General features: G+C 74.3%; 15 protein-coding genes. 9 read left to right on the top strand and 6 right to left on the bottom strand.

Features of this window, described 5'->3' with window-relative positions; all coding sequences use genetic code 11:
- The first annotated feature begins 281 nt into the window (after window positions 1–281).
- On the top strand, window positions 282–1511 hold the full coding sequence (locus tag BM142_RS06285; protein ID WP_092195935.1) for a 3'-5' exonuclease: 1230 nt from the start codon (window positions 282–284) through the stop codon (window positions 1509–1511).
- A 51-nt stretch (window positions 1512–1562) separates the two neighbouring features.
- Window positions 1563–2183, top strand: coding sequence for a DUF1707 domain-containing protein (locus tag BM142_RS06280; RefSeq protein WP_092195934.1), 621 nt, complete (start codon window positions 1563–1565; stop codon window positions 2181–2183).
- Window positions 2184–2187: 4 nt separating this feature from the next.
- Here the strand turns inward: BM142_RS06280 and BM142_RS06275 are convergent, their stop codons facing one another.
- Both BM142_RS06275 and BM142_RS06270 read right to left on the bottom strand, forming a co-directional pair.
- The gene (locus BM142_RS06275) at window positions 2188–2550 is read right to left on the bottom strand and encodes a cupin domain-containing protein (RefSeq protein WP_092195933.1); all 363 of its coding nucleotides are present in this window, start codon (window positions 2548–2550) and stop codon (window positions 2188–2190) included.
- Between the two features lie 26 nt (window positions 2551–2576).
- The gene (locus BM142_RS06270) at window positions 2577–3941 is read right to left on the bottom strand and encodes an FAD-binding oxidoreductase (protein WP_254790599.1); all 1365 of its coding nucleotides are present in this window, start codon (window positions 3939–3941) and stop codon (window positions 2577–2579) included.
- Between the two features lie 170 nt (window positions 3942–4111).
- Here BM142_RS06270 and BM142_RS06265 point away from each other — a divergent pair, with 170 nt between their 5' ends.
- A complete protein-coding gene (locus BM142_RS06265; protein WP_175527131.1) occupies window positions 4112–6991 on the top strand; it encodes an ATP-binding protein in 2880 nt (959 codons plus the stop codon).
- 7 nt (window positions 6992–6998) lie between these two features.
- Here the strand turns inward: BM142_RS06265 and BM142_RS06260 are convergent, their stop codons facing one another.
- Complete coding sequence (locus BM142_RS06260) at window positions 6999–7268, bottom strand: nickel-binding protein (protein ID WP_092195930.1); 270 nt, start codon at window positions 7266–7268, stop codon at window positions 6999–7001.
- A 101-nt stretch (window positions 7269–7369) separates the two neighbouring features.
- Here BM142_RS06260 and BM142_RS06255 point away from each other — a divergent pair, with 101 nt between their 5' ends.
- Window positions 7370–8158: an enoyl-CoA hydratase/isomerase family protein gene (locus BM142_RS06255; protein ID WP_092195929.1), complete on the top strand. Its 789-nt coding sequence runs from the start codon at window positions 7370–7372 to the stop codon at window positions 8156–8158.
- 78 nt (window positions 8159–8236) lie between these two features.
- Window positions 8237–8785 carry a DUF4234 domain-containing protein gene (locus tag BM142_RS06250; RefSeq protein WP_092195928.1) on the top strand — a complete coding sequence of 183 codons (549 nt, stop codon included), beginning with the start codon at window positions 8237–8239 and terminating at the stop codon, window positions 8783–8785.
- Here the strand turns inward: BM142_RS06250 and BM142_RS06245 are convergent.
- Window positions 8736–10154: an APC family permease gene (locus tag BM142_RS06245; protein WP_217640606.1), complete on the bottom strand. Its 1419-nt coding sequence runs from the start codon at window positions 10152–10154 to the stop codon at window positions 8736–8738. The genes BM142_RS06250 and BM142_RS06245 overlap by 50 nt on opposite strands.
- A gap of 44 nt (window positions 10155–10198) precedes the next feature.
- The gene (locus tag BM142_RS06240; protein ID WP_092195927.1) at window positions 10199–11095 is read right to left on the bottom strand and encodes an isocitrate lyase/PEP mutase family protein; all 897 of its coding nucleotides are present in this window, start codon (window positions 11093–11095) and stop codon (window positions 10199–10201) included.
- A gap of 105 nt (window positions 11096–11200) precedes the next feature.
- On the opposite strand from BM142_RS06240, the gene BM142_RS06235 reads away from it, so the two are divergent.
- From BM142_RS06235 to BM142_RS06220, 4 genes are read left to right on the top strand one after another with little or no spacing between them, the layout of a single operon-like run.
- The gene (locus BM142_RS06235) at window positions 11201–11890 is read left to right on the top strand and encodes a GntR family transcriptional regulator (protein ID WP_092195926.1); all 690 of its coding nucleotides are present in this window, start codon (window positions 11201–11203) and stop codon (window positions 11888–11890) included.
- Window positions 11887–13947 (top strand): hydantoinase/oxoprolinase family protein, encoded by a 2061-nt coding sequence (locus BM142_RS06230; RefSeq protein WP_092195925.1) that lies wholly within the window; start codon window positions 11887–11889, stop codon window positions 13945–13947. Before BM142_RS06235 ends, BM142_RS06230 begins: the two co-directional genes overlap by 4 nt.
- A gap of 4 nt (window positions 13948–13951) precedes the next feature.
- Window positions 13952–15823, top strand: coding sequence for a hydantoinase B/oxoprolinase family protein (locus BM142_RS06225; protein WP_092195924.1), 1872 nt, complete (start codon window positions 13952–13954; stop codon window positions 15821–15823).
- Between the two features lie 10 nt (window positions 15824–15833).
- The gene (locus BM142_RS06220; RefSeq protein ID WP_092195923.1) at window positions 15834–16457 is read left to right on the top strand and encodes an isochorismatase family protein; all 624 of its coding nucleotides are present in this window, start codon (window positions 15834–15836) and stop codon (window positions 16455–16457) included.
- Window positions 16458–16509: 52 nt separating this feature from the next.
- Here BM142_RS06220 and BM142_RS06215 read toward each other — a convergent pair.
- Window positions 16510–16820 (bottom strand): IS30 family transposase (locus tag BM142_RS06215; RefSeq protein ID WP_139228785.1); only part of this gene is annotated, 311 nt, incomplete at its 5' end.

The following is a 16820-nucleotide window of genomic DNA, read 5'->3' as shown; positions in this document are numbered from 1 at the left end:
CGGAGCGGACCGATCGGTCACGCCATGCTCCCCGACGGGAGGGGCGGGTGTGACGGGTGGGGGTGTTCGTTGCGCGGGATCACATCCGGGCACCGCCCGGAGGCGGCGCCGGGAGGGGCGCCCGCGACGGCTGTGACGGCTGCGGCGCGTCGAGGCCGCGCCGTGCCCTCCCGGTGCCGACCAGGGCCGATGCTGCCGATGGCGACCGTGCGGGGTCGTCGGCCGGGTGCAGGTCGGACCCGGCCCGGGGAGTGGTCTGCGCAGGTGGACGGGGAGGACGCATGTTCGGGGTTCCGGTCGAGGTGCTGGTCGGCGCGTCGGTGCTCACCGGCCTGGCGCTGCTGGGCGGGCTGCTGCTCGCCGTGCGGGCCTCCGGCCGGCGGGCGGCGCGGCGCCGGGCGACCGCGGCCCGGGGCGGCGGTGCCACGCCCGCGATCCCCACCCCGCGCCGGCCCGTGGACGGCGCGGGCCCGGAGGGGCCGATCCCGTTCGCCGAGCCCGGTCTGCGCGGTCCGGCGTTCCAGTACGGCGGCGACGGCCCCGGCTTCCCGGTCGACGCGCCGTTCGTGGTGGTCTCGATCGAGACCACCGGGCTGGCGCCGGACGCGGACGACCGCATCGTGGAGATCGCCGTCGTGCGGGTCGACGGGTCGGGCGTCGGGGACGAGTACGCCACCCTCCTGGCCCCCGGCCGCGACGTCGGCCCGGCGCTCGTCCACGGCATCTCGCCCAGCGAGGTGCTGCGGGCCCCGACCTTCGGCGACGTCGCGGGCGAACTGCTGGACCGGCTGGACGGCGCCGTCGTCGTCGCGCACAACGCCGCCGTCGTGGAGCGCTTCCTCACCGCCGAGTTCGGCCGGCTCGGCGTGGTCCTGCCGCTCAACCCCGCGCTCTGCACGCGCTGGCTGGCCCGGCGCACCGTGCGCGCCCCGGACCAGCGGCTGGACACCCTCGCCCGCGTCCTCGGCGTCCCGGTCCCGGACGCGCGCAGCGCCCTCACCGAGGCGCGCACCGTGGCGGCGGTGCTGCCCCGCCTGCTCGCCGCGCTCCCGGAGCCGCCGCGCTTCCTCACCGGCCTGCGTCCGTTGCCCGAGCTGGAGGTCACCGCGGCACCCGCGGCCCGGTTCGGCGAGCTGCGGCCCGGCGCGCGGAGCTGGACCGCCTCGATGCTCGACGGCCTGCCCCGGGCGGTCGTCGACGCCCCCACCGCCGACGCCCAGCGCTACGTCGACGCACTCCTCACGGCCCTGACCGACGACCGGATCCTCGGTGGGGAGGGGCTGCTGCTGGAGCGGCTGGCCGCCTCCGCCGGCATCGGCAGCGACCAGGTGGCCGCCCTGCACCGCCGCATCCTCGGCCACCTGCGGGCCGGCGCGCTGGCGAACTCCATCCTCACCACCGCCGAACTGCGGCAGCTCAAGACCGCCGCGAGCGGGCTCGGCCAGGCCGACTTCTTCGACGACCTGCGCCCGACGTCCCCGCAGGACCTGATGGCCGCCCGGCTGCGCTGAGCGAGCGGCCGGAGCCGTTCCGCGAGGCCCGGCGCCGTGGGAGGATTCGGCATGACCAGCGCACGCGGGCTCCGGGTCTCCGACGCCGAGCGGCAGGCCGCCGCGGCACGCATCGGTGCGGCCTGGGCCGAGGGACGGCTCGACGACGCCGAGTACGACCGGCGCCTGGCGCAGGCCTTCGCTGCGGTGACCTACGGCGACCTCGACCAGCTGTTCGGCGACCTGCCCGGTCCGCGCCCCGTCGTCCCCCCGCCCGCTCCGCCCCCCGCCTACCGCCCCCTTCCGGGCGTGCCGGCACCCGGATACGGCTGGGGCCCGGCCGGGCAGGTGCGCCCCACCGCCCTGCAGGTGCTGCTGTTCGTCGTCACCTTCGGGATCTGGGGCTACGTCTACTTCTTCCAGACCCACGACGAGCTGAAGCGGCACGGCGGTGACGGGATCGGCGGCGTCCTCGCGCTGCTGCTGGCGGTGGTCTTCTGGATGGCCTCCCCGTTCGTGCTCAGCCACGAGGTGGGCCGGCTCTACGAGCGCCGCGGGGGCCGGAAGCCGGTCAGCGCGCGCACCGGGCTCTGGTTCTTCCCGGGGATCTTCCTGCTGGTCGGCCCGCTCGTCTGGTTCGTGCTGACCAACCGCGCGCTGAACGGCTACTGGCGCAGCGTCGGCGCCCGCTGACGGTCTAGGCCGAGCCACCCTGCAGGTGGCGGACGACCGCGTCCAACTCGGCGGTCGGGGAGACGTCGAGGTACTCGCAGTCCTCCAGCGCCTCCGGGGCGTGCCCGGGCGCCCAGTAGAACGCCTGGCCCGCCTCGTAGGTGGAGTCGCCGTCCTTGGTGTGCATGAGCAGCCGGCCGGAGATCATGTACCCCCAGTGCGGGCACGGGCAGAGGTCCCCCGGCAGTCCGGCGAGGCCCGGCCGGAGGTCCGTCCCGGCGGGCAGCCGCACCCAGGCGACGGTGTTCTCCCCGGCCGGGCCGGCCCGGAACTCGAGCTCCCCGTCCTGGATCGCCATGGGCAGGTCCGTGCGGTCGATGACGCGCATGATGTTCTCCTCGTCCCCGTGCCCGGTCAGGGCACGATGTTCTGGTTCAGGTGGAACAGGTTCGTGGGGTCGTAGCGGCGCTTCACCTCCCGCAGCCGGGCGTGGTTCGTGCCGTAGTTGGCGCCGGCCCGCGACTGGTCGTCGGCCGAGGCGAAGTTGACGTAGCCGCCGGCCTCGGAGTGCGGGGCGATCGCCGCGTAGTAGTCGCGGACCCACGCCGTGTTGCGCTCGTTGTCGGCCGGGTCGGGCCACATCCCGGCGATCACCGGCGCGAACGACGCGTCGCGGTGCCCGAACGCCGTGCCGTCCGCGGCCACGTCGTGGACGGCGCCGTTGATCGGGTACAGGTGCACCGTCGAGTTCACGGTCGGCACCTTCGGCCCGTGCTCCATGTGCGCGGCGATCGCCGCGTCGGTCAGCTCGCGCACGAAGGCGGCCTTCCAGTAGTGCTGCAGCCCCGGCGGCACCAGGCCGTCGAAGGCGCTGTTGAGCGCCGCGTAGGGCATCTCGCCGGTGTGCTCGGCCACCGGGCGGGCCACGTCGCGGAAGCCGTCGAGGATCCGCGCGCCCTCGGCCGGGTCCCCGGTCCAGCAGGACACCACCGCCACGAACGGCTCCCCGACCCGGTTCTCCGGCACGAAGGGCAGCGGCGGCGCGATCTGGAAGGCCGGGAAGCCGCCGTACTCGCGCGGCGCCGTCCGGATGAACTCCCGGAAGTGCGCCAGGATCGCCGGGCCGTCGGACAGCTCGAAGAACATCGGCCCGCCGACGACCGTGGTCACCGGGTGCAGCCGGTAGGTGAACCGGGTGACGGCGCCGAAGTTCCCGCCGCCGCCGCGCAGCGCCCAGAACAGGTCGGGGTGCTCGGACTCGCCGGCGGTCACGACCGACCCGTCGGCGGTCACCACCTCGGCCGACAGCAGGTTGTCGCAGGAGAGCCCGTAGCCGCGGCAGAGGTAGCCGATGCCGCCGCCGAGGGTCAGGCCGCCGACGCCGGTGGTGGAGATGATGCCGCCGGTCGTCGCCAGCCCGTGCGCGGCGGTCACGTCGTTGAACCGGCCCCACGTGGTGCCGCCCCCGGCGGTCGCGGTGCGGGAGGCGTCGTCGACGTCCACCGCCTGCAGGTCCGACAGGTCCGCCACGACCGCGTCGTCCGCCGTCCCGAACCCGGGCACGCTGTGCCCGCCGCCGCGGACGGCCAGCGGGCTGCCGGTGTCGGCGGCGTAGCGCACGGTGGCGACCACGTCGGCGGTGTCGGTGCACCGCACCACCACCGCCGGATGCGCGTCGATCATCGCGTTGTAGACGTGCCGGGCGTCCTCGTAGGCCTCGTCCCCGGGGCGGATCAGCGGTCCGCTGACCCGATCGGCGAGGGTGTCGAGCGCTGACATGACCATGGCTGCTCCTCCGGTCCGCTCCGCCGCTCCGGCGGGACCCGCCCGACGCTAGGGACGTCGCGGGGGCCGGCACATGACCAGAAGTGCGGGACTTCGCCCCGCGGGGCCGCATGACCAGATCTGGTCATCGACGGCCGGCACCGGCGGGGTCTAGCGTCGGACCGGTGTCCGGCTGGGCGCCACCACCGCTGCCGGCGCGCTGGGCCTCGCCGGCGCGTCCGGCGTTCGTCGGCCGGTGGTCGGAGCTGGCCGCGTTCGAGGAGGTCTGGGCCGCCGTCCTCGCCGGCAGCCGGCAGGTCGTGTTCGTCGGCGGCGAACCGGGGGCCGGCAAGTCCCGGTTGCTCGCCGAGGTCGCCACCACGCTGCACCGGCACGGGGCCGCCGTGCTGGTCGGCACCTGCGCCGCGGAGTTCGGGCCGCCCTACCAGCCGTTCGGTGAGCCGCTCGGGGCACTGCTCGGCGCCCGCCCCGAGGCCGGGCTCGACGACCGGCTGGCCACGCTCGCCGGCCGGGGCTCACCGGAGGACGGCGACGGTCCCTCGCACGAGTACCGGCGGGCGCTGTACGACGCCGCGGTCGACGCCGTCTGCGACGTCGCGGCCGGCCGGCCGCTCGTCCTGGCGCTGGAGGACCTGCACTGGGCCGGCCCGTCCGCGCTGCAGCTGCTCGCGCACCTCGTGGAGCGCACCGCCGACTGCCCCCTCCTGCTGCTGGGCACCCACCGCACCACCGCCCCGGACCGCTCGGCGGGGCTGGTCCGCACGATCGCGCAGCTCTACCGGCTCGACGGCGTCCGCCGGCTGGACCTGGCCGGCCTGGCCGCGGAGGACATCGCCCAGTACCTGGTCCAGGAGGGGCACCTCTCCCCGTACGCCGCCCGCGGCGCGGCCACCGTGCTGCGCGACCAGACCGGGGGCAACCCCTTCTTCCTGCGCGAGCTCTGGCGGGACCACGCCGCGCACGGCGGCCGGGACCTCACCGTGCGGCAGGCGCCGGCCTCGGTCCGCGACACGATCCTGGGCCGGCTGGAGCGCCTGCCGCTGCCCGCGCGGCAGACCGTCGAGCTGGCCGCCGTCGTGGGGGAGGACGTCGACGTGGCCACGGTCCTGGCGGCGTCGGAGTGGAGCCGGGAGACGACGCTGGCCGGGCTGGACGAGGCGGTCGCCTTCGGGCTGCTCGAGCCGGTGCCGCCGTCGGACGACGTGCTGCGCTTCCCGCACGCCCTGTGCCGGCAGGCCGTCCTCGACCTGCTGCCGGCCTCCCGCCGCCTGCAGCAGCACGCCGGGGTCGCGCGGGCGGTCGAGTCGACGATCCCGGCGTCCGAGCGCCGCACCCAGCGGCTGGCCTTCCACTACGCGCAGGCGCAGGCGCTCGGGCACGCCGCCGAGGCGGTGCGCTACCTGACCGAGGCCGCCCGGTCCGCGGCGCGGGGCCTCGCCCACGAGGACGCGGCGGGCTGGTTCGAGCAGGCCGCCGCGCTGAGCGAGGACGACGCCGGGCGCGGTGACCTGGTGCTCTCCGCCGCGGGCAGCCATCTCCTGGCCGGCGACTTCGCCCGCGCCCGGGTGCTGGCCGAGCGGGTGGCGACCGGTTCGGCCGAGCCCGGCCGGCGGCTGGCCGCCGCCGTGGCCTACGAGGACGCGTCCTGGCGGCCCGGCCTCCCCGGCCACCGGGCGGTGGAGCTGCTCGAGGACGCGCTGGCGGGCATCGCGCCGGACCCGGCCGACCCGCACTACGTGCGCGGGCTGGCCAGCCTGGGCCGGGCCCTGGCCTTCACCGGTGCCACCGTCGAGGCCGACGTGCTCGGCCGCCGGGCGGTCGACCTGGCGCGGCAGCACGGGGACGACGACCTGCTCGCGCACGCCCTGCAGGCCGGCCTGTGGAACGGCCTGCGCCCGGAGGACGCCCCCGACAAGTTCGCCCGGGCGGGGGAGCTCGCCCGGCTGGCCGACCGGACCGGGACGCTGGCGCACCTGGGCCCCGCCGCCTACTACCGCGGGGTCATCTCCTACCTGCAGGGCGAGCCGGACGCCCTCGCGCAGGCCCACGACGACCTGGTGCGGATGGCGCGGGCCACGGGGCAGACCTTCTTCGAGTACATGGCCGGCTGCATGAGCTACGCGCGGCAGTTCAGCGCCGGGGACTTCGCCGCCGCGCACCGCACCTGCGGCGAGCTGCAGGACCTCGGGACGTCGTTCGGCAGCGACGACACCGAGGGACCCTGCGCGGTGCAGAGCTACATGATCCGCCGGGAGAGCGGGACGGTCGGCCAGGTCCGGGGACTGATCACCGGCGACGAGCGGCCGGAGGAGCACTGGGCGCCGGGCCTGCTCGCCCTCTACACCGAGCTGGAGCTCCCCGGACCGGCCGCACGGCTGCTGGCGTGGCTGCTCGACGGGCGGCTGGCGCGGTACGAGGACTCGGCGCAGTGGCCGTGCGTCCTGATCTACGCCGTCGAGGCGGCGCTGTTCCTCGAGGACGACGCGGCCGCCCGGGCGCTGCGGCCGAGGATGGCCGAGTACGCCGGCACCAACCTGGTCGCCGGCCAGTTCGTCGCCGTGTTCGGCAGCGCGGACCGGTACCTGGGGGCGCTCGACTCGCTGCTGGGCGGGCCGGCGGAGGAGGAGCTGGCCGCCGCGCTGGCGATGGACACCCGGATGGGGTCGGCCCTGCACCAGGCGCACACCCTCGCGGCACAGGCGGTGCACGCCCGCCGGAGCGGTGCCGGGGCCGCGGTGCTGGACGACCTGACCGGACGGGCCCGCCGGCTGGCCGAACCGCTCGGGCTCCGGCGCGTGCTCCGCCTCCTGGGCGGGACGGCGCCGCCCGTGCCGGCGCCCCGGAGCCCGGGCGGGCTGACCTCCCGCGAGACGGAGGTGCTGCAGCTGCTCGGCGAGGGCCTGCTCAACCGGGAGATCGCCGACCGGCTGGTCATCAGCGAGAACACCGCCGCCAACCACGTGCGCAGCATCCTGGCCAAGACGGGGTCCGGGAACCGGACCCAGGCCGCGATGTTCGCCGCAGCCCACGGCCTGCTGGAGTAGCCGCCGCTCAGAGCGGGGTCAGGGAGCCGTCCGGCCGCACCGTGCCGGTCATCTCGACGACGACGTCGGCGGGCAGCCCGGCCCGCGCGGCGGCACGGCGGATCGCCTCCGCCGAGGGTGCCTCGTAGAGGCAGTACGTCTTGCGCTTGTCCGCGGACAGGAACGAGTACAGCCACTGCACGCCCTCGTCGGCGTTGATCCGGTTGACCCCGTCGGCGTCGTCGGCGGTCAGCTCCAGTTCGTCGGCGTAGCGGCGTTCGATCATGAAGACAGGCATCGCGGGCGGCCCTTCGACGGGGCACCGACCGTACTCGCGGCAGCCCGCCGCGGAAGGGGTCGGCTTGCCGACCGGGTGCCGGCGAGGAGAGGTTGCAGCGCATGAACGAGACCCACCGCCACGAGTCCGGACTGGTCGTCGAGACCCGCGGCCACGTCCGCGTGCTCACCCTCGACCGGCCCGAGCGCCGCAACGCGCTGTCCACGGCGCTGCAGACCGACCTGATCGAGGAGCTGCTGGCCTGCGCGGAGGCACCGGACGTGCGGGCCGTCGTGCTCACCGGCACCGGCCCCGCCTTCTGCGCCGGCTTCGACCTCAAGGAGATCCGCGAGCGCGACCGGCGCGGCGAGCGCTTCCGCCCGCCGATGAGCCGGCCCACCCGCTCGCTGTTCGAGGTGGTCACCGAGACGCCGGTGCCGACCATCGCGGCGCTGCAGGGCGCGGCGGTCGCCGGCGGGTTCGAGCTCGCACTGGCCTGCGACCTCCGCGTGGCGGCGCCGGGCATCCGGCTCGGCCTGCCGGAGGCGACGATCGGGATGGGGGCGAACTTCGGCTCCGTCGTCCTGCCCAAGCGGATCCCCGTCGGCATCGCGATGGAGATGCTGCTGACCGGTGAGTACGTCACCAGCGAGGACGCCGAGCGATGGGGGCTGGTCAACCGGCTCACCGACGACGTCCTCCCGGCGGCGCTGCGGCTGGCCGACCGGATCGCCGCCAACGCGCCGATCAGCGTCCGCCGGATGAAGGAGACCGCCGTCAAGGGCCTCGAGCTCCCGCTGTGGCAGGCGCTGCGGCTCGACGTCGGCCCGAATCCCTACCTCAGCGAGGACCGCAGGGAGGGGATCGCCGCCTACCTGGAGAAGCGGCCGCCGAACTGGTCCGGGCGCTGAACCGCGCACGAAGGGGTTACCTGCGGCGTGCAGCGGAGGACGATGACCGGCTGTCGTACCCGACCGGGAGGAGCCGTCATGTCCACGCCGCAGGGTCCGCCGCCCCCACCGCCGTCGCCGGGTGCCGGGCCGCCCGGGGAGGGCGCGCCGTACGGGTACGCGCCACCGCCCGGCTTCCCGCCGCCGGGGTACGGCGGCTACACCGAGCCGATGCCCTCCGTCCCCGGGTACGCGCAGTACGGGCAGCCGCAGGGGCCGGTCGGGCAGATCCGCCCGACGGGGATGATCATCCTGCTGTTCCTCGTGACCTTCGGGATCTGGGGCTTCGTCTACTACTTCCAGACCCACGAGGAGATGAAGCGGCACAGCGGCGAGGGCCTCGGCGGGGTCCTGGCGCTGGTCATCGCGATCATCTTCGGGCTCGTCTCGCCCTTCCTGCTCAGCAACGAGGTCGGCCAGCTCTACGAGCGCCGCGGCCAGGAGAAGCCGGTGACGGCGCTGACGGCCCTGTGGTTCTTCCCCGGGATCTTCATCCTGGTCGGCCCGTTCATCTGGTTCGTCCGGACCAACAACGCGCTCAACGAGTACTGGCAGAGCCTCGGGCAGACCCGTACGACGCTGGTCTGACGTCCCGGCCCCGACGGAGGACGGCCGCGTGGGCCACCCCGCGCGGGCGGCCGGCGCGCACCCAGCTGGCGTACAGGGTCAGTGCGATCGAGCCGGCCGCCACCAGGGACACCAGCGGCAGCCCCCGGAGGAGGTTGACCGCGAGGGTGAAGGCGACGATCCCCGCGCCGACCCCGTTGATCACCGTGGAGAGGGTGCGTCCCTCGTCGCGGGAGAACTTCGTCATGGCCGCGAGCCCCATCAGGAAGCTGAGGAACACCGCGACCGCGTAGAAGAGGACGAGCACCTGGTCGCGTCCCCCGGTGGCCAGGACCACGACCCCGGCCAGCACGACGAAGACGAGGACCGCGCGGAAGGGCACGTGACGGGCGTTCGTCGGCCACAGCCACGAGGTCAGGATCCCGGCCTGGGTCCCGTCGGGCTCCGGATGCCGGGCGAGCGCCTTGAGCAGGCCCGGCCCGGCCTGGAGCGACGAGCTGGTCGCCGCGAGCAGCAGCAGGGCGGTGAACAGCTGGAAGAGGCCGTAGCCGCCGGTCCCGACGCTGGCGCGCGCGATGTCGGCGATCTGCGTCGACCCCGCGTCCGGGACGCCGATGCCCAGGCGCACCGCCACCGCCGTCAGGCCGAGGGTCAGGCAGCCGACGATGCCGAGGGTCAGCCAGAGGGTGATCCGGCCGAACCGGCGCCGGCCGTCGTCGTCGAGCTCCTCGAGCTCGGCGATCGCGGAGGACGGGGCCTCCACGCCGGTGGCCAGCGCCATCGCCACCGGGAAGGCGAGCAGGACCGCGACGAAGGCCATCGATCCCGTGCCGCCCGTCCCGGGGAGCTCCGCGACCGGCGCGGCCCGCAGGCCCCCGGTGACGATCGCGGCGCCGAGCCCGACGAAGAGCAGCGTCATGACGGCGAACACCGCGCGCCCCAGGTGGCCGAACCAGGTGAGCCCGGCGACGACGAGCAGGAGGAGCAGGGCGATCCCGGCCCGCCACGGCGCCAGGTCCGGCACGAAGGCGATCGCGGCCGACGCGGCTGCCGACACGCTGATGGCGATCGTCAGCACGAAGTCGACGACCAGGGCGCCGATGGGGACGAATGCCCAGGCCTCGCCGAACGCCGTCCCGCTGGCCGCCGCCGCGCCGCCGCCCTCGGGGAAGCGGCCGACGAGCTGGGAGTAGTTCGTGATGACCAGCGCGATGATGGCGACCACCAGCCCCATGGTCGGCAGCAGCAGGGTGAGGTCGCCGTCCAGTGCCCGGAGCGCGGCCTCGATGGCGTAGGCCACCGAGGAGACCGGGTCGGCCATCACCGAGAAGGCGAAGGCGAGCAGCAGCACGGGCCGGGACGTGCCGGTGCGCGCCCGCCGGAACGCCATGGGCCCGCCCTCCGGCTCGTCGGTCGGCGCGCAGGACTTCCGGGTCAGGAGCCGGAGAAGCGCCGCTCCAGATCCTGCACCTCGGGGAGCCCGATGAGATCGGTGAACTCGCCGAACGTCGGCACCGCGTCCAGCGCCGCCGTCGGCACCCCGTCGCGCCGCAGCGTGGCCAGCAGCGAGCGGATGCCGGCGGTGGCCGCCAGCAGCGTGCCGATCGGGTAGATCACCAGCGAGAAGCCGAGCTCGGTGATCCGCTCCAGCGACATCGGCGGGGTCTTGCCGCCCTCGGCCCAGTTGAAGACCAGCGGGGCGACGTCGCGCAGCTCGGTCGCCACCCGCTCGATGTCGGCGTCCGACGTCGGCGCCTCGACGAACAGCACGTCCGCCCCGGCGTCGGCGAACGCCCGCGCCCGGGCGATGGCGTCGTCGGTGCCGGTGACTGCGACGGCGTCGGTGCGGGCGATGACGAGCAGGTCGGGGTCCCGGCGCGCCTCGACGGCGGCCCGGATCTTGCCCACCATCTCGTCGGCGCCGATCAGCAGCTTGCCGCTCATGTGCCCGCACTTCTTGGGCATCACCTGGTCCTCGAGCTGGATCCCGGCGACCCCGGCCTGCTCGTAGAGCTGCACGGTGCGGACGACGTTGATCGCGTTGCCGTACCCGGTGTCGGCGTCGGCGATGACCGGGACGTCGACGGCGGCCACGATCCGCCGGGCGTTGTCGACCATCTCGGTGCCGCTGAGCAGGCCGACGTCGGGCCGGCCGATCAGCGAGGCCGTCGTCCCGAAGCCGGTCATGTAGACCGCGTCGAACCCCGCCTGCTCGATCAGCCGGGCGCTCAGCGCGTCGTAGGCGCCGGGCGCGAGCAGCGGCTCGGGGCCCTCCACGAGCTCGCGCAGGCGAGCCCTCGACGTCCGTCCATTGCTCAGCAGCTCCGCCACGTGGGCCCCCTCTTGTATGCAGTCACACGGAATTTACGACCAACCGTTGCTTCCCGGAACCCAACGCCCCTAGGTTTGCACACAATCTTCGAGGGGGTGTGACCCGTGACACGACCGCTGACGTCCGCCGAGCGGGCACTGGGCGAGTTGCGCGAGCTCATCCTCGGCGGCGCCCTCCTCCCCGGGACCCGGCTCGGCGAGGTGGAGCTCGCCGAGCGCCTCGGCGTCAGCCGCACGCCGGTGCGCGAGGCGCTCAGCCGGCTCGCCGCCGAGGGGCTGGTCGAGCTCGTCCCGAACCGCGGGGCCCGCGTCGCCACCTGGACCGTGGCCGAGCTGGAGGGCGTCTTCGACCTGCGCGTCTCGCTGGAGCCGCAGCTCACCGCCTTCGCCGTCCCGAACGCCACCGACGTCGACCTGGCCGAGCTCGAGGAGCTCGCGCACCGCATGGTCGAGGTCGGCAGTCCCGGGCCGGGGCAGGACCTCGACGCCCTCGTCCCGCTCAACCGGGCCTTCCACGACCGGCTGGTGACCCTCGCCGGGCACCCGACCCTCGCCGCCGCGCTCGCCGCGGCGATCCACCCGCCGATCGTGCGGCGCAACTTCCACACCTACGACGCGGAGTCGCTGCGCCGCAGCCTCGCCCACCACCTGGAGATCGTCGCCGCCCTCCGCGCCGGCGACTCCGGGTGGGCCCGCGCGGTGATGACCGCGCACATCTGCAACGCCCGGGCCGTGATGGTCCGGGCCGCCACAGCAGTGACCACGCAGGACCCCAGCGATGAGGAGGCCTCATGAGTTACCGGCTCGGAGTCGACGTCGGAGGCACGTTCACCGACGTCCTGCTGGTGGAGGAGGGCAGCGGCAGCACCTGGCGCGCGAAGACCGCCTCCACCCCCGCCGACCAGGCCGTCGGCGTGCTGAACGGGATCGGCAAGGTGTGCGCCGAGGCCGGTATCGAGCTCGCCGAGGTCGCCCAGGTCCTGCACGGGACGACGGTGGCGACCAACGCGATCCTCGAGGGCAAGGGCGCCACGGTCGGCCTGGTCACCACCAAGGGGTTCCGGCAGGTCCTGCAGATCGCCCGCTCGTTCGTCCCCGGTGGGCTGGCCGGCTGGATCATCTGGCCCAAGCCCGAGCCGCTGGCGGCCCTGGAGAACACCGTCGAGGTGGACGAGCGGATCGCCAGCGACGGCGCCGTCGTCCGCGAGCTCGACGAGGCCGACGTGCGCGCCCAGCTGGAGAAGCTGCGCGGCAACGGCATCGAGGCCCTCGCGGTCTCGCTGATCAACTCCTTCGCCGATCCCGCGCACGAGCGGCGGATCGCCGAGATCGCCGCCGAGGTGCTGCCCGGCGTCCCCATCTCGCTGTCCTCGGACGTGCTGCCGGAGCTGCGCGAGTACGAGCGCACCCTGACCACGGTCGCCAACGGCTACGTCCAGCCGCAGGTGAAGCGCTACGTCCAGAGCCTCGCCGGCAACCTGGCCGACGGCGGCGTCGCCGGTGAGCTGGCCATCCTGCGCAGCGACGGCGGGCTCTCCTCGGCCGGGAACGCCATCGACTCCCCGGTCACCCTGCTGCTCTCCGGCCCCGCCGGCGGCGTCACCGGCGCGGTCTGGGTGGCCGAGCAGGCCGGCTACCGCGACCTGATCACCTTCGACATGGGCGGCACCTCCACCGACGTCGGGCTCGTGCAGGGCCTCACCCCGAAGATCGGCCGGGAGACCAAGGTCGGCGACCTCGTCGTCCGGTCCTCCAGCGTCGACGTCCGCACGGTCGGCGCCGGGGGTGGGTCCATCGCGCACGTCCCGGAGCTGACGCGGGCGCTGCGCGTCGGCCCGCAGTCGGCCGGCGCCGACCCCGGCCCGGCCGCCTACGGCAAGGGCGGCACCGAGCCCACCGTCACCGACGCCAACGTCGTGCTGGGCCACCTGCCCACGACGCTGGCCGGCGGCGAGATCACCCTCGACGTCGAGGCCGCGCGGGCCGCCGTCGGCAAGGTGGCCGAGGCGATGGGGCTGGACTCCCCGGAGGCCGCGGCCGCCGGGATCGTCGACATCGTCAACGAGAACATGCTCGGCGGGCTCCGCCTGGTCTCGGTGCAGCAGGGCTTCGACCCCCGCGACTTCGCGCTCGTCGCGTTCGGCGGCGCCGGCCCCCTGCACGCCAACGCGCTGGGGAAGCTCACCGGCGCCTGGCCGGTGATCGTGCCGCCCGGCCCGGGGCTGCTCTGCGCGCTCGGCGACGCGACCACCAGCCGCCGGGACGAGTCCGCCCGCACGGTGCTGCGCCGGTTCGGCGAGCTGACCGGCGAGGACCTGGCCGCGATCCTGCGCGACCTGGCCGCCGACGCCGGCCGCCGGCTGGCGGAGCAGGGGCTGGCCGCCGCCGACCAGACGGTCGGCTACCAGGTCGACGTCCGCTACCACGGCCAGGGCTTCGAGATCCCGGTCGACGTCGACCCGTCCTGGCTCGACGCGCCGGACTCGGTGCTGGCGACCCTGGGAAAACGGTTCGACGCCGAGCACGACCGGCTGTTCAGCTTCCTGCTCACCGTCGACCACGAGATCGTCAACGCCCGCGCCACCGTCACCGGGCCGAAGCCCGACGTCGCCCCGGTGACCCTGCCGGAGGGCGACGGCGACCCGGCCGGCGCGCTGGTGCAGGACCACCGCATCTACGTCGGCGGGGAGTACGTGCCGGCCGGCGTCTACGACCGCGCGAAGCTGCGCGCCGGCGACGTCGTCCGCGGCCCCGCGATCGTCACCGAGATGGACTCCACCACCCTCGTCCTGCCCGGGCACGCCGCCACCGTGCACGCCGCGGGCTCCCTGCTGATCACCCCGGAGGCGTGACCCCATGGCACGGATCATCGAGACGGCGACCGGCACCATCGAGAAGGGCGAGGTCGACCCGGTGACCCTCGACCTGATCGAGAACGGGCTGCGCAACGCCCGCTACGAGATGGACGAGGTGCTGTTCCGGACGGCGCTGTCGCCGGGCATCCGCGAGCAGCACGACGAGTTCCCGCTGATCGCCGACCCCGACGGGAAGATGGTCGTCGGCCAGTTCGGCCTGTCCATCCCCGACTTCCTCGACGGCTTCGACGGCACGATCGAGGAGGGCGACGTCCTGCTCACGTCGGACCCCTACGCCTGCGGCGCCGCGATCAGCCACGCCAACGACTGGCTGGTCGTCGTCCCGATCTTCCACGAGGGCCGGGTCGTCGGGTGGTCGGCGATGTTCGGCCACATGTCCGACGTCGGGGGCAAGACGCCGTCGTCGATGCCGACCGACGCGCTCACCATCTACGAGGAGGGCGTGGTCATCCCGCCCTTCACGCTCTACAAGAAGGGCGAGCTCAACGAGGATGCGCTGCGGATCATCCTCAACCAGGTCCGCAAGCCCGACTGGAACCGCGCCGACCTCAACGGGCTGGTGGCCGCCTGCCGCACCGCCGCCCGCCGGGTCGCCGAGATGTGCGACCGGTTCGGCACTGGCACGTACCTGTCGGCGCTGGACGCGCTGCTGCAGCGCAACTACGACGCCATGAAAGTGCTGCTGTCCATGGTGTTCGAGGAGGGCCGCACGCTCAGCTTCACCGACTACATCTGCGACGACGGCGTCGGCAACGGGCCCTACGAGCTCAAGCTGTCGCTGACCCGCACCGGCGACAAGGTGCACCTGGACTTCACCGGCTCCTCGCCGCAGGCGGCCGGGCCGATCAACTACTACATCAACGAGAACCTGACCCGGATGTTCTTCGGGATCTACATGATCACCGTGGCCGATCCGCAGATCCTCTGGAACGACGGCTTCTACCCGCTGGTCGACGTCACGATCCCCGACGGGTCCTACTGGAAACCCGAGCACCCGGCGTCGCTCAACGGCCGCAACCACGGCATCGGCCGGGTGTTCGACCTCTTCGGCGGGCTGCTCGGGCAGACCAACCCGGCGCTGCTCAACGCGGCCGGCTTCTCCTCCTCGCCGCACTTCATGTACTCCGGCCACTACTCCAGCGGGGAGCGGAAGGGGGAGTGGTTCCAGCTGTACTCGATCGGCTTCGGCGGCATCCCCGGCCGGCCGATGGGTGACGGCCCGGACGGGCACTCGCTGTGGCCGAGCTTCACCAACATCCCGTGCGAGTACCTGGAGTCCTACTACCCGCTGCGGATCGAGAAGTGGGAGACGATCGCCGACACCGGCGGCCCCGGCCTGCACCGGGGCGGCAACGGCGTCGACGTCGCCTACATCTTCGAGGAGCCGGGCACGATCGCGATCCACGACGACCGCTGGCTGACCTACCCGTGGGGGGTCAACGGCGGGCACCCCGGCGCGCGGGGCACCAAGTGGATCGAGCGCGCGGACGGCACCCGGTCGGTGCTGCCCAGCAAGTGCCACGACGTCCCGGTCCGGCCCGGCGACGTGCTGCACTTCGTCACCTGGGGCGGCGGCGGGTGGGGCGACCCGCTGGAGCGCGACCCGGAACTGGTCGCCCTGGAGGTCCGCCGCGGTCTGGTGACGACCAAGGGCGCGGAGCGGTACGGCGTCTGCGTGGCCGAGGACGGCACGGTGGATGCGGAGGCGACCGAGACCCTGCGCGACCAGATGCGCGCCGACCGGCCCGCCGAGCTGCCGGTCTTCGACATGGGGCCGCCGATCGAGGAACTCCTCGCCCGCTGCGAGGAGGAGACCGGCCTGCCGGCGCCGAAGCGGCCCGTGTGGGTGTGAGGAGGCCCCGGTGAGCGTCCCGGAGCCGGTCCCCGGCCCGCACGGCCCGTCGTTCTCGGGTCGGGTGGGCTGGGGGTCGCGCCCCGCCGTCGTCGTCATCGACCTGGTGCGGGCCTACACCGACCCGGACGGGCCGTTCGGGCTGCCCGCGCCGGGACGGGCGGTCGAGGCCACCGAGGCCCTGGTCGCGGCCGCCCGCGCCGCCGGGCACCCGGTGGTGTGGACCGTCGTCCGGTACGCCCCGGACCTCGCCGACGGCGGCCTGTTCGTCCGCAAGGTGCCCGCGCTCGCGGCCTTCGCCGAGGGCGCCCCGGGCGGCTGGGGCGAGCTCGTCCTGCAGCCGGGCCCGGGGGAGCCGGTGGTGGTCAAGCAGTACGCCTCCGCCTTCTTCGGCACCTCGCTGGCCCCGACGCTGCACGCGGCCGGGGTGGACACGGTCGTGCTCGCCGGGGTCTCCACCTCCGGGTGCGTCCGGGCCACCGCGATGGACGCGCTGAACTCCGGGTTCCGCCCGCAGGTGGTGCGCGAGGCCTGTGCCGACCGGACGCCGGCGGTGCACGAGGGCAACCTCGCCGACCTCGACGCGAAGTACGCGGACGTGGTCGGCCTCGAGGAGGCGCTGGCCCATCTCTGAGCCGACTCCTGCGGGAGAGTGTGCGCCGGTCGGCAGTTCCGGCGTGGCGGATTCAACTGGTCGACGCAACACCGGTCATTTGATCTTGGGAGAGTAGCCGGGCGAGGGTCTCGGCCGGGGTCTTGAAGCCGAGGGTCTTGCGGGGTCGGCCGTTGAGTCGGTCGGCGATGTCGGCGAGGTGGTCGATGTCGTGGACGGAGAGGTCGGTGCCCTTGGGGAAGTACTGGCGGAGCAGGCCGTTGGTGTTCTCATTCGTGCCGCGCTGCCAGGGGGAGTGCGGGTCGCAGAAGTAGATCGGCAGGTCGGCGGCGATCGTGATCTCGGTGTGCTGTGCCAGCTCGATGCCCTGGTCCCAGGTCAGCG

Origin of the sequence: Blastococcus tunisiensis (assembly GCF_900112815.1) — a bacterium.
Taxonomy (GTDB): Bacteria; Actinomycetota; Actinomycetes; order Mycobacteriales; family Geodermatophilaceae; genus Blastococcus_B; species Blastococcus_B tunisiensis.
Note: the sequence above shows the minus strand (reverse complement) of the source record. Positions and strands in the feature narration are given on the sequence as shown.